Genomic DNA, 20,942 nt, shown 5'->3' on the forward strand with positions numbered 1-20,942 from the left:
CACCATGACCACGACCACACGATTGAACCCGATGGAAATGGACGCGATCGCGCGCCGCCATCCGGAACTCCTGAAATCCTCGACCTCCAGGCGCGTGCGCACCGCAGCCATCGCCGGTGGCGTCGTCGTCTACCTCATCTTCAGCTGGTGGTTCTTCTCGATCGGCCACGTGCTCGGCAATGCCAACTGGGGCATCGCCGGCACCTACCTCGCCGACTGGGTTTCCTATGAGGTACGCCCGGAAATCCACGTCGCCCCCGACCGGACGATGCGCCTCAACTATCAGCGCAACTCGCCGCTCGGGCCCAATCCCAATCCGGATTGGGTGGAACTCGACAGGCAGACGGTAACGCGCCAGGTCGAAATACCGGCCGCCACCACGCAGGCGGTCAAGCCGAAGGCTAGCTCGTCCTTCAGCTTCATGGCCCCCGGTTCCGCGCTCGGCGGCACCACCGCCACGGAAACGCAGAACCGTGTCGAAACACGGACAGAAGAAGTGCTGACGCGCGTCGTCGTCACCTACAACCGCTCGACCAGGATCGAGATCGCCGATGGCCTGGTAAAAGCGACCCATGGCGGCGACACGCTTGTCATGGCCGTCGACGGCGCCGACACGGTGCGGCCACAGGGCGTATTGCCCGCCTGGGCGACACAGAAGCGGCCCGGCGAAAAGATCGTGCTTGCGTTCGGTGCCACCGGCTGGGCGGAAGTGGAAGGCGACGAGGTTTCCGTCCGCAACCGCTTCTTCGGCTGGGCGAACTTCCTGTTCGACACCAACTCGCCCTTCTTCGGCAAAAGCTATGGCGAGGTCGCCTCGCTCATCGCCTCCGGCGAGCGCATCGATCCGGCCCGTTCCAACCTGTCGCTTGCCTGGAACAACATCCTCTATAATGCCGAGTGGCAGCATCTCGACGTCTGGACCAAGCTGCTACAGACCGTCGTCATGGCCTTCGTCGGCACGCTCTTTGCGTCGCTGATCGCCTTCCCGCTCTGCTTCCTGGCCGCCCGCAACATCACCCCGAGCTTCCTGACCAACCAGGTGGTCAAGCGCTTCTTCGACTTCCTGCGGTCGGTGGACATGTTCATCTGGGCACTGTTCTTCACCCGCGCCTTCGGCCCCGGACCGCTTGCCGGCATCTCGGCGATCTTTTTCACCGACACCGGCACACTCGGCAAACTCTACTCCGAAGCGTTGGAAAACATTGACGACAAGCAGCGCGAGGGCGTGAAATCGGTCGGGGCGACGCCGCTTGCGGTGCAACGCTTCGGCGTGCTTCCGCAGGTGTTGCCGGTCTTTGCCAGCCAGGCGCTCTATTTCTGGGAATCGAACACCCGTTCGGCAACGATCATCGGCGCCGTCGGCGCCGGCGGCATCGGCCTGAAACTCTGGGAAGCGATGCGTACCAATTCCGATTGGGAAAATGTCGCCTATATGGTGCTTCTGATCTTGCTGGTTGTCTTTATTTTCGACAGCATCTCGAACGCGTGCCGTTCGCGCCTGATGGGCAGCAAGGCACATTGACGACAGCCAAGCATTTGCGTGTCCGCCATCATGATGTTGTCATGGAAATCGGCTAGCTGCGCATCGCATCCCGCAAACAATCGACCCGCCGCCCTGGCGGGCCGGTCGCTACAAGAAAGTGAAAACCGTGCGTTATGCCATCTATTTCGCGCCGCCGGCGGACAGCCGGCTGTCGCAGGTCGCGTCCCGTTGGCTGGGGCGCGATGCCTTTACCGGCGAAGACCTCACGCTTCCGACGATCGCCGGGATTGACGAAGAGACGCAACGCGCACTGACGGCCGACCCGCGGCGCTACGGTTTTCACGGCACACTGAAGGCGCCTTTCGAACTTGCCGAAGGCCGGGACGAAGACGAGCTTCTCAGTATTTTCGAGTGCTTTGCCGCCGACCTCGACCCGTTCGAAATCCCTGAGATCGTGCTGCACCAGTTGGGCCCGTTCTTCGCTCTCGTGCCATCCGCGCCTTGCCTCGACCTGCAGGATTTGGCCGAAGACGCCGTTCACCGCTTCGACCCGTTCCGCGCGCCGCTGTCGGACGCCGACTTTGCCCGCCGCAAGCCAAACAGCCTGCCTGAGCGCCAGAGGCGCTACCTCAGAGAATGGGGCTATCCCTATGTTTTCGAAGAGTTCCAGTTCCACCTGACCTTGACCGGCCCGGTACCCACGGAAACCAGCGGCGTGATGCGTACCGCGCTCGAAACCACCTTTGCCGAGCATATCGGCAAACCACTTCACGTTACGTCAGTCGCGCTCTTCGTCGAACCGGAGCGCGGCGCACCCTTTACTGTCCGCTCCCTGCTGCCGCTCGGCAGCGACACCCAACGAAAGATCGCATGAGATGAGCAAAGAACAGGTTTTGACCAACGCCCGCATCGTCCTCGAGGATAGCATCCTCGACGGTTCGGTGCTGATCCGCGACGGCAAGATTGCCGACATTTCCGAGGGCACGGTTGCCAGCGGCGAGGACTTTGAAGGCGACTATCTGATCCCCGGCCTCATCGAGCTGCACACCGACCACCTCGAAGCCCACTACTCGCCGCGCCCGGGCGTGCGCTGGCTGAAGATCGCGGCAATCCAGGCCCATGACGCACAGGTCGTCACCTCCGGCATCACCACGGTCTTCGACTGCCTGCGTCTCGGCTCCGACGAGGACGGCGGCTTCCAGAAGGGCGAAATGCGCAGCATGGCCGACGCCTTGGCCCAGGCCAAGGAAGAGGGTCGCCTTCGCGCCGATCACCTGATCCACCTGCGCTGCGAGGTGTCGACCTCCGACGTGCTCGATCACTACGAGGACTTCCAGAACGACCCGCAGGTCAAGCTCGTCTCGCTGATGGATCATGCCCCGGGTCAGCGGCAGTTCCAGACGATGGACCAGTACACGCTCTATTACAAAGCCAAGCGCGGCTTCTCGGACGAGGAATTCGCGCGCTTCGTCGAGCGGCAGCAGGCATTGTCGGCAAAGTATGCCGGTCCGCACCGCACCGCGCTCGCCGAGGCCTGTGCGGCCCGCGGCATCACCATTGCCAGCCATGACGACGCGACCGTCGACCACGTCGAAGAATCGATCGGCTTCGGTATCAAGCTTGCGGAGTTCCCGACGAGCTTCGAGGCCGCCGAGGCGTCGCACCGCGCGGGCCTCAGCGTGTTGATGGGCGCGCCGAACATCGTGCGCGGCAAGTCGCACTCCGGCAACATCGCCGCCCGCGATCTCGCCGAGCGCGGCGTGCTCGACGTGCTGTCGTCGGACTATGTGCCCTTCAGCCTGATCCACGCCCCCTTCGTGCTCTCCGACGAACTCGACGCCGTCGACCTGCCAAAGGCAATCGCCATGGTGACGTCGACGCCGGCGCGCACCGTGGGTCTCGATGACCGCGGCCGCATCGCCGTTGGCCTTCGCGCCGATATCGCCCGCGTGCACCGCAAGGAAGGCATCCCGGTCGTGCGCTCCGTCTGGCGCGAAGGACGGCGTGTCGCATGAGCGCGACCGAAAAGGGCGGCGCGCTCGTCGTCGTCGTCGGGCCGAGCGGCGCCGGCAAGGACAGCGTCATGGGCTTTGCCGCCCGGCACTTTGCCGATTGTCACGACGTGCATTTCGTCCGCCGGGTCATCACCCGTCCGTCGGATGCCGGTAGTGAAGTGCATGAAAGCGTGTCGGAAGACGAGTTCGTCGAGATGCAGAAGGATGGCGCCTTCGCCGTCTTCTGGGATGCGCATGGGCTGAAATACGGCATCCCCGCCGTCGTGCTCAGGAATGTCAGGGACGGCATGACGGCGATCGTCAATGGCAGCCGCGGTGCCCTGCCGGCGTTCCGCGAAGCCTTCGGCGAGATCGCCGTCGTCGTTGTTACAGCCGAGACGCCGGTGCTTGCAAAACGACTTGCCGAGCGCGGTCGCGAGAGTGAAGAGGAAGTTTTGCGACGTCTCAGCCGCCAGGCGCCTGACGTGACCTCGGGCCCCGATGTCAGCGTGATCGACAACAGCGGGCGCCTCGACATTGCCGGAAACCGCTTCGTCGAGGTGGTCGAACGGCTGCGCGCAAAGGCGGATCACGCGGTTTAGCGTGACCCACGTTCGCGGCCCGGCAGGCTTGTGAGTCGCGGGCATGCATCGCGATCTCCATTCCAAGGACAGGCGAAGGCTCCGAACCTCAGGGTTCGGGGCCTTTTCTTTTTACCTGCCGTGATGACGAACCCGCGAGAAGAAATTCGAGCGAAGTCAGAGTTCTACGGCCATTTTCTCAAAGCTCGCGCTCCGCTTCACTCGGCCGATCGCCCTTTCCTTTTCCGCAGGCTCCATAAATTTCCCCTTGTGGAGCAAACTAATATGTATATACATTATATCCAATGGAGGCGACCTGATGAACGAATTCTCGACCCGCAAGCCAGCATCCGGCATTTGGCGCAATGTGCGTCTCGTGACGCTTGGCGAATCCGTTGACGGTCTTGGCCTCGTCGAGAATGCGGCCGTGGCGGTCGTCGATGGGCGGATCGCCTATGCCGGGCCGGAGAGCGGGCTGCCCGCCGAACTCGCACGCAGCCTCGAAACGACGGACTGCCAGGGCCGCGTAATGACGCCCGCCCTTATCGACTGCCACACCCATCTCGTTCATGGCGGCAACCGCGCCCGCGAATTCCAGATGCGCCTCGAAGGCGCCACCTATGAAGAAATTGCCCGCGCCGGCGGCGGCATCGTTTCCTCGGTCAAGGCGACCAATGCGCTGACCGTCGATCAGCTTGTCGAAAGCGCCCTGCCGCGCCTCGATACGCTTCTTGCCGAGGGCGCCTCGACCGTCGAAATCAAATCCGGCTACGGCCTCAACGTCACGGCCGAGCTCAACATGCTGCGCGCCGCCCGCGAGCTCGAAACGCTGCGGCCGTTGCGCGTTGTCACGAGCTATCTCGCCGCACACGCAACGCCTGCGGACTACAAGGGCCGCAACGGCGACTACATCACCGAGGTCGTGCTGCCTGGGCTCGACGCCGCCCATGCCGAGGGCTTGGTCGATGCGGTCGACGGTTTCTGCGAGGGCATTGCCTTTTCGACCGCCGAGATCGCCCGCGTCTTCGACCGCGCCAAGGCGCTCGGCCTGCCGGTCAAGCTGCACGCAGAACAGCTTTCCAATCTCGGCGGCGCCAAGCTTGCGGCCTCCTACGGAGCGCTCTCGGCCGACCACCTGGAATATCTCGACGCAGAAGGCGCTGCAGCTCTTGCGAAGTCAGGCACGGTCGCCGTGCTCTTGCCGGGCGCCTTCTATGCGCTGCGCGAAGAGCGCCTGCCGCCGGTCCAGGCTTTGCGTGACGCCGGCGCGCGGATCGCGATCGCCACCGACTGCAATCCCGGTACCTCGCCGCTGACCTCGCTGCTTCTCACGATGAACATGTCCGCGACGTTCTTCCGGCTGACGGTGGCCGAATGCCTTGCCGGTGCAACGCGCGAAGCCGCCCGCGCGCTTGGCCTGCTGGCCGAAACCGGCACGATCGAAGTCGGCAAGTCCGCCGATCTGGCAATCTGGAACATCGAGGATCCGGCCGAACTCGTCTACCGCATCGGCTTCAATCCGCTTCATGAATGCATCTTTAGAGGGCAAAGGACCGGTCAATGACCATCACTCTACACCCGGGCTCCGTGCCCCTCCGCGACCTCGAAACCATCTATTGGACCGGCGAACCGGCCCGCCTCGACACCTCCTTTGACGCCGGCATCAACAAGGCTGCCGCCCGCATTGCCGAGATCGTTGCCGGCAATGCGCCGGTCTACGGCATCAACACCGGCTTCGGCAAACTCGCCTCGATCAAGATCGACAGCGTCGATGTCGCGACGCTGCAGCGCAACCTGATCCTGTCGCATTGCTGCGGCGTCGGTGAGCCGCTTGCCGAAAATATCGTGCGCCTCATCCTGTCGCTGAAGCTCGTCTCGCTTGGCCGCGGCGCCTCCGGCGTCCGCCTCGAACTCGTACGCCTGATCGAAGCCATGCTCGAAAAGGGCGTCATCCCGGTCATCCCCGAAAAGGGCTCGGTCGGCGCCTCCGGCGACCTCGCCCCGCTCGCCCATATGGCAGCGGTGATGATGGGCCACGGCGAAGCTTACTTCGAAGGTCGCCGCCTGTCCGGCGCCGAAGCGCTGTCCGCCGCCGGCCTCAAGCCGGTCGTTCTGGCCGCCAAGGAAGGCCTGGCGCTGATCAACGGCACCCAGACCTCGACGGCGCTGGCGCTCGCCGGTCTCTTCCGCGCCCATCGTGCCGCACAGGCAGCACTCATCACCGGCGCCATGTCGACCGATGCGGCCATGGGTTCGTCGGCTCCCTTCCATCCGGATATCCATACGTTACGCGGTCATCGCGGCCAGATCGACACGGCCGCGGCTCTCCGCGCGCTGCTTGCTGGTTCGGCAATCCGCGAAAGCCACATCGAAGGCGATGAGCGCGTGCAGGATCCCTACTGCATCCGCTGCCAGCCGCAGGTGGATGGCGCCTGCCTTGATCTCCTGCGTTCGGTCGCCCGCGTGCTTGAGACCGAAGCCAACGCCGTCACCGACAACCCGCTGGTTCTTTCGGACAATTCCGTCGTCTCCGGCGGCAACTTCCACGCCGAGCCGGTTGCCTTTGCCGCCGACCAGATCGCCCTTGCCGTCTGCGAGATCGGCGCGATCTCGCAGCGCCGCATCGCGCTGCTCGTCGACCCTGCCCTTTCCTACGGTCTGCCGGCCTTCCTCGCCAAGAAGCCGGGGCTGAACTCCGGTCTGATGATCGCCGAAGTCACCTCGGCGGCCCTGATGTCCGAGAACAAGCAGCTCTCGCATCCGGCCTCGGTCGACTCGACACCGACTTCGGCCAACCAGGAAGACCACGTTTCCATGGCCTGCCACGGCGCGCGCCGCCTGCTGCAGATGACCGAAAACCTGTTCTCGATCGTCGGCATCGAAGCACTGACCGCCGTCCAGGGCGTCGAATTCCGCGCCCCGCTCGCCACCAGCCCCGAATTGCAGAAGGCCGCCGCCGCCCTTCGCGCCGTGTCCCCGACGATCGAAGAGGATCGCTACATGGCCAACGACCTCAAGGCCGCCGGCGACCTCATCGCCTCCGGCCGTCTGAACGCCTCCGTCTCCGCCGGCATCCTGCCAAGCCTGGAGGCCTGAAATGGCTGTCGTCGAAGTCAGACAAGGCAGCTCGCCGGTCATTCTCGGCTTTCCGCATACCGGCACCGACGTGCCGGCGGCGGTCTGGGATCGGCTGAACGACAACGGCCGTATCCTCGCCGATACGGACTGGCATATTCATCAGCTCTATGATGGTCTTCTGCCCGAGGTGACCGTTGTTCGCGCCACCTTCCACCGCTACGTGATCGACGCCAACCGGGATCCCGCAGGCGTCAGCCTCTACCCCGGCCAGAACACGACCGGCCTGATCCCGGAAACGGACTTCGACGGCAAGCCGATCTGGAAAGACGGAGAGGCACCTACCGAAGCCGATATCGCCGAACGTCTCCAGGCGTTCCATGCGCCCTATCACGCGGCCCTTGCCGCCGAGATCGAGCGGGTGAAAGCGATCCATGGCGTGGTCGTGCTTTATGATTGCCACTCGATCCGCTCGCGCATCCCGTTCCTGTTCGAAGGCAAGCTGCCGGACCTCAACATCGGCACCGACGTGGGCAAGACCTGCGCGCCCGAGATCGAGAAGGCGACGGCCGAAATCGCCGCCGGTGCCGAAGGTTACAGCAGCGTTCTCAACGGCCGCTTCAAGGGCGGCTGGACCACCCGCCACTATGGCCGCCCGGAAACCGGCGTGCATGCCATTCAGATGGAGCTCGCGCAATCGACCCATCTCGCCACCGAAGAGCCGCCTTTCGCGCTCGACGCCACGCGATCCGCCCTTTTGCGAAAGCCGCTGGGAGCGATCCTGAACCGCATCGAAACAACAGCATTTGACCTCAAGACACTGACAGGGAGCGAGGCATGACCATCAACAATCCGCGCCACAACATTCGCGACGTGCGCGCCCCTCAGGGCACTACGCTCAACGCCAAGAGCTGGCTGACCGAAGCGCCGCTGCGCATGCTGATGAACAATCTGGACCCGAACGTCGCGGAAAACCCGCACGAGCTCGTCGTCTATGGCGGTATCGGTCGCGCGGCGCGCACCTGGGCCGACTTCGACAAGATTGTCGAGACACTGAAGGACCTCAACGACGACGAGACGCTGATGGTGCAGTCCGGCAAGCCGGTCGGCGTGTTCCGCACCCACAAGGATGCACCCCGCGTTCTCATCGCCAATTCCAACCTCGTACCGCATTGGGCGAACTGGGACCATTTCAACGAGCTGGATAAGAAGGGTCTCGCCATGTACGGCCAGATGACCGCCGGCTCGTGGATCTATATCGGCACGCAGGGCATCGTGCAGGGGACCTACGAAACCTTCGTGGAAGCCGGCCGCCAGCACTATGGCGGCAACCTCAAGGGCAAGTGGGTGCTGACCGGCGGCCTCGGCGGCATGGGCGGCGCCCAGCCGCTCGCCGCCGTCATGGCCGGCGCATCGTGCCTCGCCGTCGAATGCAATCCGGACTCGATCGATTTCCGCCTTCGCACCCGCTACCTCGACGAAAAAGCCGAGACGCTGGACGAGGCGATGGAGATCATTGCCCGCTGGACGAAGAACGGCGAAGCGAAATCCGTCGGCCTGCTCGGCAACACCGCCGAGATCCTGCCGGAAATGGTCCGCCGCGGCATCCGCCCGGACATGGTCACAGACCAGACCTCGGCGCACGACCCGGTCAACGGCTACCTGCCGAAGGGCTGGACGATGGCCGAATGGAAGGCCAAGCGCGAAAGCGACCCGAAGGCGGTCGAGAAGGCCGCCCGCGCCTCGATGCGCGAGCATGTCGAAGCGATGATTGCCTTCCAGGACATGGGCATCCCGACCTTCGATTATGGCAACAACATCCGCCAGGTCGCCAAGGAAGAAGGTCTCGAAAACGCTTTCGCCTTCCCCGGCTTCGTGCCGGCCTATATCCGTCCGCTCTTTTGCCGTGGCGTCGGCCCGTTCCGCTGGGCGGCCCTGTCCGGCGATCCGGAAGACATCTACAAGACCGATGCCAAGGTCAAGGAACTGCTGCCCGACAACAAGCACCTGCACAACTGGCTGGACATGGCGCGCGAGCGTATCGCCTTCCAGGGCCTGCCGGCGCGCATCTGCTGGGTCGGTCTCGGTGATCGCCACCGCCTCGGCCTCGCCTTCAACGAAATGGTCAGGAACGGCGAGCTGAAGGCGCCGGTCGTCATCGGCCGTGACCACCTCGACTCCGGCTCGGTCGCCTCGCCGAACCGCGAGACGGAAGCGATGAAGGACGGCTCGGACGCCGTTTCCGACTGGCCGCTTCTGAACGCTCTGCTCAACACCGCATCGGGCGCCACCTGGGTGTCGCTGCACCATGGCGGCGGCGTCGGCATGGGCTTCTCGCAACATTCGGGCGTCGTCATCTGCGCCGACGGTACCGATGATGCGGCCAAGCGCCTGGAGCGCGTGCTCTGGAACGACCCGGCAACCGGTGTCATGCGCCATGCCGACGCGGGCTACGACATCGCGCTCGATTGCGCCAAGGAAAAAGGCCTGCGCCTGCCGGGCATTCTCGGCAACTGAGCCGCGCCGGACCGACATAATCAAGGACCTACAGATAGGGGCGCCGAAAGGCGCCCCTATCACTTTTTGATGAGACTGGTGTAAGGAGAGCGTCTTCCCGGCTCCGGCGCCTTGCAGCCGTTGATAGCAATGCTAGAAAAATCGAGATGCCATCGCATTGCCCGCGACGCGTTGCAGGACGTCTCCGTTCGCTCACGTGCGCACTGGCTTTGATGAGAAGGCTTGATGCGTTACGGCACGAACAGGAGAAGAACCATTAGACATCTGATGTTTGCCACCGGGCTTCTTGCGAGCGTCTTTGTTGCCTCGTCCGCGCTCGCCCAGACCGTGAGTTTCTTCGGCCCTGTTCGCAACGGCGAACGGCATTTCACCGCCTTCCCGGAGTTTATCGGCGTCGGAATGAGCCAAGGGGAGACCAAGAAGAGGGACGTGGTCTTCTCGACAATTCAAATGATCGCCATGGCCGCCGGGCTTGAGACCAAGGCTCAACCGGGCCTTGGAAGAAACACCATCGGCGTGATCTTCAGAAAGGACGTCGTCAAGAATGGGCGGGTCGACGTCAGCAAAATTGAAGACTTCGGCTTCGACGCCTACTACGAGCGACTACTGAACGATACAGCAGCAACTGGCGTACCGAACTGCGCTTCCGCCGTGAACTATTCTGCGGAAGGACGGTTTGACCGAGCCGTCATCGTTGCAAACAGCGATGTCCCCGATCAGGAATTGGCGACCTGCGTGGCGCAGGCCCAGGCGCACGCTCTGGGGATCGCCACCTTTACCTCCAGCAAGGCAGACTTTTCGCGCTTCTTCGCAAGGATCATGATCCTCGCCGATCAGAAGAAGAGATGTCTCCAGGACAACCAGACAAAATTCACCTGCACTTTTGTCGACGAGCCCTGGGACTGACTCACGAGCGCCGGACTGTTTTCTTCCCTGATTTGTCGCCGTCGAGCGCGAGCAGCAGCACCAGCCCGGCAAGGCCCCCGGCACCGCCAAGCAGGGCGGTGCCCGAGTAATCGCTGATCCGCGTGCCGAGTGCAAAAAGCCCAGCACAAAGACCGCCGCTCAGGAAAAGGTTCACGGCGAGCAGCGAGCTCCCCAATCCCGGCCGGTCGGCAATCAGGTCCTGGAGGTAGCTGATCGGGATCGTGATCAACGCGGCGGCGCCAAAGGCGCTGATCAGCGTGAGCGCGTAGATTTGCCAGGTCGCAGTCGAGAAGCCGAGCAGCACCATGTAGCCGATATAGATCGCGGTGCCGAGCGCCAGCGCCTTGAATGGCACGAGGCTCAGTTGGATGCGCGCCCAGACGAAGATGAACACGACTTCGAGGAAGGCGACGATGCCGACGATGATGCCTATATCGGTGACGCTGCCGCCGATCTCGTCGGTCATGATCAGAGGCAGCACGGCGGCGTTGACGTGCAGCGAGGAGGTGATGATCGCAACCGCGATCACGCGCAGGAAAATCCGCGGCGCCAGGATCTCCCGAAAAGACGTCCAGTACGAAAGCCGCTTGCCGAGCGATGCGTCGGCCCCGCTTTCGTTGGGCAGTTTGAAATAGACGATCAGCAGATTGGCGAGGCAACCGAGACAGGCGAGCAGATAGGCCGGCAACATGCTGTCGCCGCCGGCGAGCGCAAAGCCGACCAGTCCGGGCACCAGAACCCAGGACACGGATATGGCCGCGCGGGCGCCCGTCGTCAGCGACGCAGCGTCATGGCCGCTCATCCGCCGGGCGATGCTGCGCACATTGGCGAAAAGCAGCGTGTAGACCGCGCCGTAGATCGGCAACAGCAAGAGGACGCTGACGACGAAGCTCATCTGGTGCGGGAGCACATAGACGATGCCGTAGCCGACAACGCCGAAAAAGATCGCCGTCGACATCAGAAGCCGATAGTTGCCGACGCGATCGGCCAGAATGCCGATCGAAACGCTGACGATGACGTTCACCGTCGAGGCAAGCAGGATCAGCAGCGAATAGACAGCGTCGCTGAGCCCCAGCTCGTTGATACCGACGACGGACTGATAGGGCGAGGTGGCCGCACCGGCAAACCCGAACAGGAAGATTGCCAGCATGCTGATCCGCATGGCCGGGTTGCGCATGGCGCTGAGAATGGTGGAGGTCATGCTAGAACGTGTCCGCGAAGCGGGTGGAGGATATCGCACAATCGCTTAAATTGTGATCGATTTAAGGACGGTGTTATGCGGAAGGCCAAGGTGTTTCAGCGCTCCTTGCGCGTCGAACGACGCGCGGCGCTTTGAGGAAAGCCCTACCCGAAAATCGGGGAGGGAAAGTGCGAAACATGTCTCAGGCGCCGCTCGACCAACGCGCCGAAAAGCGGGCGACAGGCTCGAAGGCAAAGTCCTGATCGAAAGGATAGACCGGTCGCTGGCGACGCAGGCTCGCAAGCCCTTGGATATCCTGATTGACGACCCCGTCAGTCAGGGCCATCAGGTTGGGGTTGGCGATCGGCGCCAGTTCAGGCGAAAGATAGCCCGACTTGACGACGAGCAGCCGCACCGCCTTGGGGTCGAGGCCCAGCCGCCGGAAATCCTCGATGTTGTGGTAGGGCCTGCGGCGTGCCGCGATGACCACATCGATCGCGCCGACACGCACCACCGCCTGCCGCTCTTTCGCAGGCCCGGGATCGTCAAGCGTGACGACCTCAGCCAGCATTTCTGCGCGGGGGCTTGCCGGATCGAGGCTGCCGCCAATCTTGAGCATCAACGTTTCGCCGGTACCGGCGGCAAAGCAGGCTTCGACCGCCGGCAGGTCCGTGATACCGGCAATCAAGGCGCCCCGCCAGCCGCGGGCGAGCAGCGCCTTCAGCACATCGGCGCGGTCGCCGACGCCGCCGCCGGTCGGGTTGTCGCCGGAATCCGCAAGAATGATCGGCGTCGTCGTTGCGTGCTCGGCTACATCGAGCATTTCGTTCAGCGGCCCCGTCACGGGACCGAAGCGGAAGTTTCGACGTTCAGACCAGTAGCCGGCGGCAATCTCCTCCGCTGCCCGTTTGGCCGCCGCCCTATCGGTGGCAGTTACCACCGCACAGGCGGTCGCCCGCGGCTCGTCGGCCCAGACATAACCGACCATCAGGTTGGCATCGAGAACGCCCGGCCGCTTATCCATTTCGGGCAGTTGCGCGTAAAGCGACTTTGCCGGCTCGTCCTCCGTCGATGTGCATTCGCCGGGAAGCAGGACCGGAACCGGTGCCCAGGCGATGCCGGGACGCGTGCCGTCTCTCAGCGCCGAGACGAGCATCGACCAGGCGCGGGTCATGGTCTCCGGCGTGTCGATATGCGGCGCGGTACGATAGGCGGCAAAGATGTCGAGCTGGTCGATGATCTCTTGGCTGACATTGCCATGCAGGTCGTAACTGGCCGCAATCGGGCAATCGGGGCCGACGACAGCGCGGGCGGCCGAGATCCAGTCCCCCTCCGCATCGTCCACCCCGTCGACCTTGATGGCGCCGTGCATGGCGAGATAGAGGCCGTCGATCGGCAGGGCTTCACGCAGCTTGTCGAGGAATTCCGCCTTGAAGGCGTCGTAGGTCGGACGCGACACCGGACCGCCGGGCACGGCGCGCGCATGTAGCAGCGGCAGATGCTCGACGCCTTCTGCCTTCATAAACCCGAAGTATTCGGCGTCCAGCAGCGCCTGTCCGCGCAGCACGCGAAAATCTTCCTCCGTCATCAGGACAGGCGAGTAGGTGCTGCATTCGGTATGGATCCCACCAACGGCAATGCGCATGGGCTTTCCCCTCAGAGGTTCGGGCTAAGCGGCGCGATGGCCGCAAAGCGCAGCCAGTCCTTCGCCGACTTCGGTGTCCATGCCGCTTCGGCGATCGCCGGAAGCCGCGGGAAGACGAGACGGTTGAAGTAGCCCCGCGAAAGATAATGCTCGGACCAGATGCAGGCCTGCACCCCTCTGAGGCGGGCCTTCAATTCGTCCGGGAACTCGCCCTCGGCCTCGTAGCCATAGGTGTGCGCAGGTGTCGCCGTACCGGCCCAGCTTGCGCCCGGCTCCTGCCAGGCATCGGCCTGCGCCATGTCGAGGTAATAGGCCTGGCCGGGGGTCATCACCACATCATAGCCTTCGCGCGCGAGCTCGATCCCGACCTCCGGCCGCTCCCAGGCCATCAGCAGCGTATCTTCGGTCGAGACACCGCCGCCATGCGCCACCTCGTTCCAGCCGGCGAGCTTGCGGCCACGCGCCGTCAGCATCTGCTTGACCCGTTTCAGGAAGTAGGATTGCAGCGCGAAGGTGCCGGAGATGCCCTCCTGCTCCATCAGCTTCTTGGCCAGCGGCGAAGCGAGCCACGAACCGTTCGCCACTTCGTCGCCGCCGATATGGATGTAGGCGCTCGGGAAAAGCTCGACCATCTCGTCGAGGACCTTCTCCAGAAACTCGTAGGTGAAGGCAACGGCCGGGTTGAGCGCATTGTTGGGATAGCCCTGAACCGAGTGGTAGCTCTCCGGTGCCTCCTGGCCGTCGGTCAGATCCGGCAGCGCCACCAGGGTCGCCGTGCTGTGGCCGGGGATGTCGATCTCCGGCACGACATCGACATGCAGCGCCGTCGCCTGCGCGACGATCGCCTTGACGTCCTCCTGGCTGTAGAAGCCGCCGACGGGCTCAGCACCGTTGCCGAGTTGCGGCAACAGCGGCTCATCCGGCCCGCGCAACACGCCAAGCGTCGTCAGCTGCGGATAGGCCTTGATCTCCAGGCGCCAGGCCTCGTCGTCGGTCAAATGCCAATGGAAAACGTTGAGCTTGAACCAGGCGAGAATGTCGATCAGCCGCGCCACATCCGCCGTCGGATAGAACTGGCGGGAGACGTCGAGGTGGCAACCGCGCCAGCTGTAACGCGGCGCATCCGAAATTGTGCCGCTCGCCGGAAAGCGGAACTTGTTCGGATGGTTGCGTGCCCCGTCCAGAAGTTGGACCAGACTGGTCAAACCATATTGGCGGCCAGCGCTGCCGCCAAAGCTGAGGCGAATTTCGGTCTCGGAAAAGTCGAGCCGATAGGCCTCAGCCTTAAGACCAGCGTCGGCGGCAAAGACAATCGCCCGCCCCTGCTTCGAGGCCGCCAGGCTGAAGGGAGCGTGACCCGCAGCAAACAGGCGATGGTACATCGCCAGAACCGTATCGATGGCTGCGACATCCTCGCCCGACGCGCCGACCGCCGGATAGAGAACGACGGGGAATCCGTCTCCAGCACGAAGCTCGAGCTTCGCCGGCCAGGGCTGCAACGCATAGGGCTGATCGAGCTTGCCTTCCGGCAGCCGCACTGGCGGCGGCTCACTGACAGCATTTTCAAGCAGCAGGTCGGAGACGGCAACCGGCACGTGCCGGCCATCGGCAAGCGTCAGATAGGCGGACTTGGCTCCATCGGTGCAGTGGCGCGCATTGCGGTGCAGGCCGCTGACAGTGAAGGTCCAGCTCTCGCCGCTTTCGATCGTCAGCCCCGTTGGCGGCGCGAATTCGTGAAAGTTGGCGTTGCGGCGCAGGAATACGGCATTGTCGCAGGCCTTGGGATCAATCACCCGGGTGAGCGAGGTATAGACGATCCTGAAACCGGAAAGCGGCGCTCCGGAGAAATTGAACAGCGTGAAGGTAAACCGCCCGAACGGCCCGCCATCCGGCTGCCAGGACGCCTCGAGACGGTAGGAAACCGGGTGCATGCTCATCCTCCAGAATGCTTATGTCAGTAGTGGCTTGATTGCGAGAACGTGCGGGCCAGCTCCGCCTGTCCTGCGGTCAGGCCGCAATCGACAGGCAGGCAGACGCCCGAAATGGCGGCCGCCAGCGGGCCTGCGAGAAAATGCACGGCATTGGCGACGTCATCGGGATTGACGATGCGCTGCAGCGGATACCAGCGGCGCGCCTCTTCGAATACGTCCGGGTTCGATGCCGCCCTCGCCTCCCAGGCCTGGGTGCGCACCGTACCGGGCGCCACCGCATTCGAGCGGATGCCGAACTTGCCGTACTCGACCGCGATCAGTCGGGTCAGGTGTAGGAGGCCGGCCTTGGCGGCGCTATAGGCCGGGTGGCCGAAGACGTTCATGCCGTTGACCGAGGCGATGTTGACGACCGACCCGTGGGTCTCTTTCAGCATGTCCTCGACGGCGCGAAAGGTGAGGAAGGCTGCCTCGAGGTTCAGCGCATTGTCCATGCGCCAGATCTCCGGCGTCGTGTCGTGCAGGCTGACGGCACGGGCGGCACCCGCATTGTTGACGAGGGTGCGGACGGCGCCCTTCTCCGCGGCCTTCGCTGCCATCGCAGCAACGCTTGTCGCGTTGGTCACGTCACAGGCGACAGCGACGAAGCGCCTATCGTCGCCAAGCGCCCGTGCTGCCTTTTCGGCGGCCTCCGCATCGATGTCGACGAGCAGGACCACGTCATGGTCGTCGGAAAGCTTGCGGGCGATGGCACGGCCGATATCGCCGGCGGCACCGGTGACGATCGCGAGAGATTGCGTCATGCGTTGACCTTTCGCGGCACGTCAGTCTCCGAGCAACTGGCGGTCGTCACCGTCGCGGTGCGTCACCAGCTGCTGTTTGATGCGCCGAAGTGTGGCTGTTGCCTGCGGCTGGACCCGGTAGGCGACGAGACTGGAGAGGATGTCGAGCAACGCCAGATAGGCGATGCGGGTGGAGGTGGGACGGTAGATGTTGTTGCCTTCGGGCAGGTCGACCGGAACGGTGATGCTTGCAGCGTTGGCCACCGGACTGCCGCTCTGCGTCAACGCGATGGTCGGCACTTTCAGTTCGCGCGCGAGCGTGAAGGCGCGCACCAGTTCGGCGTTACGGCCGGAAAAGGAGGAGCCGATCAGCACGTCGGTCGGCCGGGCCGCCGCCGTCATCATCAGTTGCATGCTGTGATCAGAGCTGGACGTGATGCGCAGCCCGAAACGAAAGAGCCGGTTTTGAAGTTCGCCGGCGATCATCGACGAATTGCCACCGGAACCAAAGGCGTAGATCATTTCCGCTGAGGCAATGCGCTCGACCGCCTGTTCGATCGCGGCCAGATCGAGCGAACGGTGCAGCAAGAACAGCGCGTTCTGCGATTTGGTGATGATGTCTTGGGCGACGTCGCCGGTCTCGCGGCTCTTCGGCTCGGGCTTCAGGTAGCGCATGCCGATATAGGCGGTTCGCGCAAGCTGCACCTTGAAGTCGGAGAAACTGTCACAGCCCAGCCGGCGACAGAAGCGGGTGACCGTCGGCGGCGAAACGTCCGCCTTGCCCGCGAGCTCGATGATGGAGGCGTTTACCGCGAACTCGAAGTCGTTCAGGAGAATATCGGCAATGCGGTTTTCCGATTGGGAGAGCCGCCCTTTTTCTTCCTGCAGTGTCGCGAAGATGTCCATCGCCCGCTTACGCCTTGCTCGGATCACGAATGAGAGCGGGCTGCGGACCGAAAACCGCTCCCGCTCCAGGATCAGCCTTCCTTCGGCTTATAGGCCACGCAGTCGATCTCGACCTTGCAATCGACCATCATCGACGACTGGACGCAGGCCCGTGCCGGCGGATGCGCGCCGAAGTACTCCTGGTAGATCTTGTTGAATGTCCAGAAATCCCGGGGATCGTCGAGCCATACACCGCAACGGACCACGTGCTCCGGGCCATAGCCGGCTTCCGCCAGGATGGCCATCACATTGGCGATCGTCTTGTGGGTCTGGGGGATGATCCCGCCCTCGATGATCTCGCCGTTTTCCATGGCGACCTGACCGGAGACATAGAGCCAGCCGTCCGCCTCGACAGCGCGCGCAAAGGGCAAAGGTTTGCCGCCAGCGCCGACCTGTTCCGCACCATAGCGCTTGATCGTCATCTTGAGCCTTCTTGCAAATTATTTTCTTTGATCGTTGACAAGTGACCATAGAAAGCTGAATTTGGCTAGCGAAAAACACCATTCATGAAAAGAATTTCAATCCAGGGCGCGAATATGCGGGATCCTTTTCTCAACCCATTCCCCTCTTCCGATGCTGCACGCCACTCGATCTGGGAGATGCTGGTCTCCCGCGACATCACTGCCTTTCTGGCAGCCGACTGGTCGATGGTTGCAGACGATTTCGTCGGAGAGAGCTTCATCGGCATCGACGGACGGCGCGAAACCAATCCGGACAATTGGCGACTGACGTTCCCGTCGCTCGCCGCCTATCGCGAAGAGTGGCTGCGCCAGGCGCAGGATTTTGCGACACAGAGCTTCGCCGAGGATCCGCGCACTGCGATCTTCACCACGACGACGCTCGAGGACATCGAGATCAACGGCGAGCAGGCGCTGGCGCGCAAGAAGTTCGACGGCAGCCTGAAGAAGACGGACGGCAGCGTCGATATTCTGAAATGGCAGACAGTCTATTACTGCCGTCTGCATGAGGGACGCTGGAAGATTGCCGGCTTTACCGGCTACCTGCCAAACCCGATGGGCACGGCTTCCGCATAATTTCCTGGATCGTCACCCGTCCGGGAAAAATCATGCGCCAGACTTAGAGCTTGCAGCGGCTTTCGCTCATCCGGCCGGATGAGCGGCGCTGCGGGCGTGACGCGATAGAAAAGGCAACGGCATTGCGGATCTTCACAGCGGCGCTTGCGACCGAGACCAACACCTTCTCTCCGATCTGCATCGACCGCAGGGCCTTTGAAGCCTCGCTCTACGCTCCGCCGGGAGAACACCCGGAGACGCCGACGCTTTGCACGGCGCCGATCACCGTCGGCCGGCGCGTCTGCGCTGAGAAGGGCTGGGACCTGATCGAGGGAACCGCGACCTGGGCGGACCCGGCTGGCCTCGTCAACCGTGAAACCTATGAAGGCCTGCGCGACGAAATCCTTGGCCAGTTGCGCGCTGCCATGCCCGTCGACGCCGTGGTGCTCGGCCTGCACGGCGCGATGGTCGCCGATGGTTACGAAGACCCCGAAGGCGACCTGCTGGCGCGCGTGCGCGCAATCGTCGGCCCCGATATCCTCGTCTGCGCCGAACTCGACCCCCATAGCCACCTGACGGCCAAGCGCGCCGCCGCCTCGAACTTCTTCGTCTACTTCAAGGAGTTTCCGCACACCGACTTCGTCGACCGGGCCGAGGATCTCTGGAAGATCGCCGTCGACACGCTCGAAGGCCGCGTCACGCCCGTCATGTCAATCTTCGACTGTCGGATGATCGACGTCTATCCGACTTCACGCGATCCGATGCGCTCCTTCGTCGACAAGCTGATGCGCATCGAGAAGGAAGACGCCGACGTGCTTTCGCTTTCCGTGATCCACGGCTTCATGGCCGGCGACGTCCCGGAAATGGGAACGAAGCTGCTTGCCGTCACCAACGGCAAGCCGGAGAAGGGCGCGAACCTTGCGCGGGAATTGGGTCTCGAACTCTTCTCCCACCGCGGCACCTTCATCATGCCGCAGATTGACGAGAAGCAGGCGGTCGACGAGGCGCTCGCGGCAACCAGAGGGCCCGTCGTCATCGCCGATGTCTGGGACAACCCGGGCGGCGGCACGGCCGGCGATGCGACGGTGCTGCTTGAAGAATTGCTCGCCCGCGGCGCAACCGACGTTGCGGTCGGCACGATCTGGGATCCGATGGCGGTGCAGATCTGCATGGCGGCGGGCGAAGGCGCCGAAATCCCCTTGCGCTTCGGCGCCAAGTCGGCGCCGGGAACCGGCAATCCGGTCGATGGCACGGTCAAGGTGGTCAAGCTGGTGCGGAATGCCGAGATGCGCTTCGGCGAGAGCTTCGCTCCCTTCGGAGATGCGGCTCACATCCGTTTCAAGGGTATCGACATCATCCTCAATTCGACCCGGGCGCAAAGCTTCGATCCGAGCCTGTTTTCGGTGATGGGCATCGACCCGACGGAAAAGAAGATCCTGGTCATCAAGTCGACCAACCACTTCTACGCCTCGTTCTCCAAGATCGCGGCGGAAATCCTCTATTGCTCGGCCGGCACGCCCTACCCAAACAATCCGGCCAGGACCGACTACAAGCGCGCACCGAAGAATATCTGGCCGAAGGTGGAGAACCCGCACGCAACCGAGAAGTGCGAGGCCTGACGATTTGCGGCATCGTCGCCGGCTGCGACCGCACCTTCAGCGATCGACGGCCTGGCGGGCCATCTCGATGTACTGTGCAACGTGCTTCGCATCTATATCCGCTGGGCGCAGCAGCTTGATGTGGCGGCGAAGCTTGCCCGAGCCTTCCAGGACGGCATGTGGATCAGGCAAGGCGGCGCCCCGGCTAAATTCCAGCGTCACGTGCTCTGCGTAAGAAAAGGCGCCGCAGAAGCTATCACCGGACGAAAACAGGATGCCGCCATACTTCACCTCTTCGGTGACCGCAGGATCTGAAGCGAGCGCGATTTCCCGCAGTCGGGTGATGATCGCGACCTGATCGCCGCGATGAAGCTCGATCTCCCGCAGAAGGGCCCGAATCCGATCATCCGTCATGCGGCACCCGAGGGATGACAAACGGCTTGTACTCCGGCGCGGGTTCGCGGTTGGAGTAGATGTAGAGCAGCACGCCGTTCGGGTCCTTCACCGCAAAGCCGCGATCTCCCCAAGGGTGATCCTCGATCGGTAGTGCCGCGGCAAGGCCTGCCGACGTGATCCGGCGATACTCGCCATCGACATCTTCGACACAGAGATTATAGGTGAGGCCTTCGGTGTTGCACACGGGCTGCCCCTGTTGCGGTTCCATGAATTGCAGCGACAGGCCTTGGCCCAGTTCCAGGCTGATGTACCAGCCGCAGTCGAAGGTCAGCCGCGCAGAGAAATATGTCTGGTAAAAGTCCCGCGACGCGGCAATCCGGTTGGTCGTAATACAGGGCGAGGCTGTGGTCGGGCGCACAGGCGGATTCCTCCTGAGTTATGGCGTTCGTGGGTTGCGCGGTAGTGCCGGGCCGCTAAGCGGGCATCGCGGAGCAGAGCTCGACAAGGCAGCCGTTGAGATCGCGTACATAGCCGACCACCTGCCCCCACGGCTTTTCTTCCGGCGGCTTCACCGGTGATGCTCCGGCAGAGACTGCCATCTCATAAGCCTCTTGCGGCGCCGAGCAGACGAGCGCGATTTCGAAACCGGCAGCGAGGTCACCCTTGCGGTTCGCGCGAACGGCAAAACCATTCAGCTGCGCCATGGTCTCGCTGGCAAAGGCCAGAGCCGTCTCACCGGTCTGCATCTCCGCATAGAGGTTGCTTTCATGCACGAACCCGCGCTTCAGACCGAACGCCGCCTCATAGAACGAGACCGTTGCCGGCACGTCGGGAACATAGAGGATCGTGTATCCGAAACGGACAGTCATGCTTTCGTC

At 63.3% G+C, this 20,942-nt stretch carries 20 protein-coding genes; 11 read left to right on the forward strand and 9 right to left on the reverse strand.

Annotated elements, in window-relative coordinates; all coding sequences use genetic code 11:
* Nucleotides 1–4 precede the first annotated feature (4 nt).
* The 9 genes from phnE (at nucleotide 5) to L981_RS07410 (ending at nucleotide 10,556) form a co-directional block, all read left to right on the forward strand.
* Nucleotides 5–1,522 (forward strand): phosphonate ABC transporter, permease protein PhnE, encoded by a 1,518-nt coding sequence (gene phnE / locus L981_RS07370; RefSeq protein WP_043613601.1) that lies wholly within the window; start codon nucleotides 5–7, stop codon nucleotides 1,520–1,522.
* Between the two features lie 127 nt (nucleotides 1,523–1,649).
* Nucleotides 1,650–2,357, forward strand: a complete 708-nt coding sequence (locus tag L981_RS07375) for a DUF1045 domain-containing protein (RefSeq protein WP_043613437.1) — start codon at nucleotides 1,650–1,652, stop codon at nucleotides 2,355–2,357.
* 1 nt (nucleotide 2,358) lies between these two features.
* On the forward strand, nucleotides 2,359–3,498 hold the full coding sequence (locus L981_RS07380) for an alpha-D-ribose 1-methylphosphonate 5-triphosphate diphosphatase (RefSeq protein WP_043613439.1): 1,140 nt from the start codon (nucleotides 2,359–2,361) through the stop codon (nucleotides 3,496–3,498).
* Complete coding sequence (phnN, locus tag L981_RS07385; RefSeq protein WP_043613441.1) at nucleotides 3,495–4,079, forward strand: phosphonate metabolism protein/1,5-bisphosphokinase (PRPP-forming) PhnN; 585 nt, start codon at nucleotides 3,495–3,497, stop codon at nucleotides 4,077–4,079. Before L981_RS07380 ends, phnN begins: the two co-directional genes overlap by 4 nt.
* Nucleotides 4,080–4,377: 298 nt before the next feature.
* Nucleotides 4,378–5,622, forward strand: coding sequence for an imidazolonepropionase (gene hutI / locus L981_RS07390; RefSeq protein WP_043613444.1), 1,245 nt, complete (start codon nucleotides 4,378–4,380; stop codon nucleotides 5,620–5,622).
* Nucleotides 5,619–7,154, forward strand: a complete 1,536-nt coding sequence (gene hutH, locus L981_RS07395; RefSeq protein WP_043613446.1) for a histidine ammonia-lyase — start codon at nucleotides 5,619–5,621, stop codon at nucleotides 7,152–7,154. Before hutI ends, hutH begins: the two co-directional genes overlap by 4 nt.
* Before the next feature lies 1 nt (nucleotide 7,155).
* Nucleotides 7,156–7,974 (forward strand): N-formylglutamate deformylase, encoded by an 819-nt coding sequence (gene hutG, locus L981_RS07400; RefSeq protein WP_043613448.1) that lies wholly within the window; start codon nucleotides 7,156–7,158, stop codon nucleotides 7,972–7,974.
* Between the two features lie 2 nt (nucleotides 7,975–7,976).
* The gene (gene hutU, locus L981_RS07405) at nucleotides 7,977–9,650 is read left to right on the forward strand and encodes a urocanate hydratase (RefSeq protein WP_043613602.1); all 1,674 of its coding nucleotides are present in this window, start codon (nucleotides 7,977–7,979) and stop codon (nucleotides 9,648–9,650) included.
* A 267-nt stretch (nucleotides 9,651–9,917) separates the two neighbouring features.
* Nucleotides 9,918–10,556, forward strand: coding sequence for a hypothetical protein (locus L981_RS07410; protein ID WP_043613450.1), 639 nt, complete (start codon nucleotides 9,918–9,920; stop codon nucleotides 10,554–10,556).
* A gap of 1 nt (nucleotide 10,557) precedes the next feature.
* On the opposite strand, the gene L981_RS07415 is transcribed toward L981_RS07410, so the two are convergent.
* From L981_RS07415 to L981_RS07440, 6 genes are all read right to left on the reverse strand, one after another.
* Nucleotides 10,558–11,778 carry an MFS transporter gene (locus tag L981_RS07415; protein ID WP_043613453.1) on the reverse strand — a complete coding sequence of 407 codons (1,221 nt, stop codon included), beginning with the start codon at nucleotides 11,776–11,778 and terminating at the stop codon, nucleotides 10,558–10,560.
* Between the two features lie 181 nt (nucleotides 11,779–11,959).
* A complete protein-coding gene (locus tag L981_RS07420; RefSeq protein ID WP_043613455.1) occupies nucleotides 11,960–13,402 on the reverse strand; it encodes a M81 family metallopeptidase in 1,443 nt (480 codons plus the stop codon).
* An 11-nt stretch (nucleotides 13,403–13,413) separates the two neighbouring features.
* Nucleotides 13,414–15,333: a beta-N-acetylhexosaminidase gene (locus L981_RS07425; protein WP_043613457.1), complete on the reverse strand. Its 1,920-nt coding sequence runs from the start codon at nucleotides 15,331–15,333 to the stop codon at nucleotides 13,414–13,416.
* Between the two features lie 23 nt (nucleotides 15,334–15,356).
* Nucleotides 15,357–16,133 carry an SDR family oxidoreductase gene (locus tag L981_RS07430; RefSeq protein WP_043613458.1) on the reverse strand — a complete coding sequence of 259 codons (777 nt, stop codon included), beginning with the start codon at nucleotides 16,131–16,133 and terminating at the stop codon, nucleotides 15,357–15,359.
* Nucleotides 16,134–16,154: 21 nt separating this feature from the next.
* Complete coding sequence (locus tag L981_RS07435; RefSeq protein ID WP_043613460.1) at nucleotides 16,155–17,018, reverse strand: MurR/RpiR family transcriptional regulator; 864 nt, start codon at nucleotides 17,016–17,018, stop codon at nucleotides 16,155–16,157.
* Nucleotides 17,019–17,089: 71 nt separating this feature from the next.
* Complete coding sequence (locus L981_RS07440; RefSeq protein WP_043613462.1) at nucleotides 17,090–17,479, reverse strand: RidA family protein; 390 nt, start codon at nucleotides 17,477–17,479, stop codon at nucleotides 17,090–17,092.
* Between the two features lie 114 nt (nucleotides 17,480–17,593).
* Here L981_RS07440 and L981_RS07445 point away from each other — a divergent pair, with 114 nt between their 5' ends.
* Both L981_RS07445 and L981_RS07450 read left to right on the forward strand, forming a co-directional pair.
* On the forward strand, nucleotides 17,594–18,091 hold the full coding sequence (locus tag L981_RS07445; RefSeq protein ID WP_043613464.1) for a hypothetical protein: 498 nt from the start codon (nucleotides 17,594–17,596) through the stop codon (nucleotides 18,089–18,091).
* A gap of 122 nt (nucleotides 18,092–18,213) precedes the next feature.
* Nucleotides 18,214–19,689, forward strand: coding sequence for a M81 family metallopeptidase (locus tag L981_RS07450; RefSeq protein WP_043613603.1), 1,476 nt, complete (start codon nucleotides 18,214–18,216; stop codon nucleotides 19,687–19,689).
* Between the two features lie 36 nt (nucleotides 19,690–19,725).
* Here the strand turns inward: L981_RS07450 and L981_RS07455 are convergent, their stop codons facing one another.
* Genes L981_RS07455 through L981_RS07465 form a run of 3 tightly spaced genes read right to left on the reverse strand, consistent with a single transcriptional unit; the run spans nucleotide 19,726 to nucleotide 20,933 of the window.
* The gene (locus L981_RS07455; RefSeq protein WP_043613466.1) at nucleotides 19,726–20,082 is read right to left on the reverse strand and encodes a DUF1801 domain-containing protein; all 357 of its coding nucleotides are present in this window, start codon (nucleotides 20,080–20,082) and stop codon (nucleotides 19,726–19,728) included.
* Nucleotides 20,072–20,482: a VOC family protein gene (locus tag L981_RS07460; protein WP_043613468.1), complete on the reverse strand. Its 411-nt coding sequence runs from the start codon at nucleotides 20,480–20,482 to the stop codon at nucleotides 20,072–20,074. Before L981_RS07460 ends, L981_RS07455 begins: the two co-directional genes overlap by 11 nt.
* Before the next feature lie 55 nt (nucleotides 20,483–20,537).
* Nucleotides 20,538–20,933, reverse strand: a complete 396-nt coding sequence (locus tag L981_RS07465; protein WP_043613470.1) for a VOC family protein — start codon at nucleotides 20,931–20,933, stop codon at nucleotides 20,538–20,540.
* Between the last annotated feature and the right edge of the window lie 9 nt (nucleotides 20,934–20,942).

This window comes from Ensifer sp. ZNC0028 (assembly GCF_000799055.1).
Lineage (GTDB): Bacteria > Pseudomonadota > Alphaproteobacteria > Rhizobiales > Rhizobiaceae > Ensifer.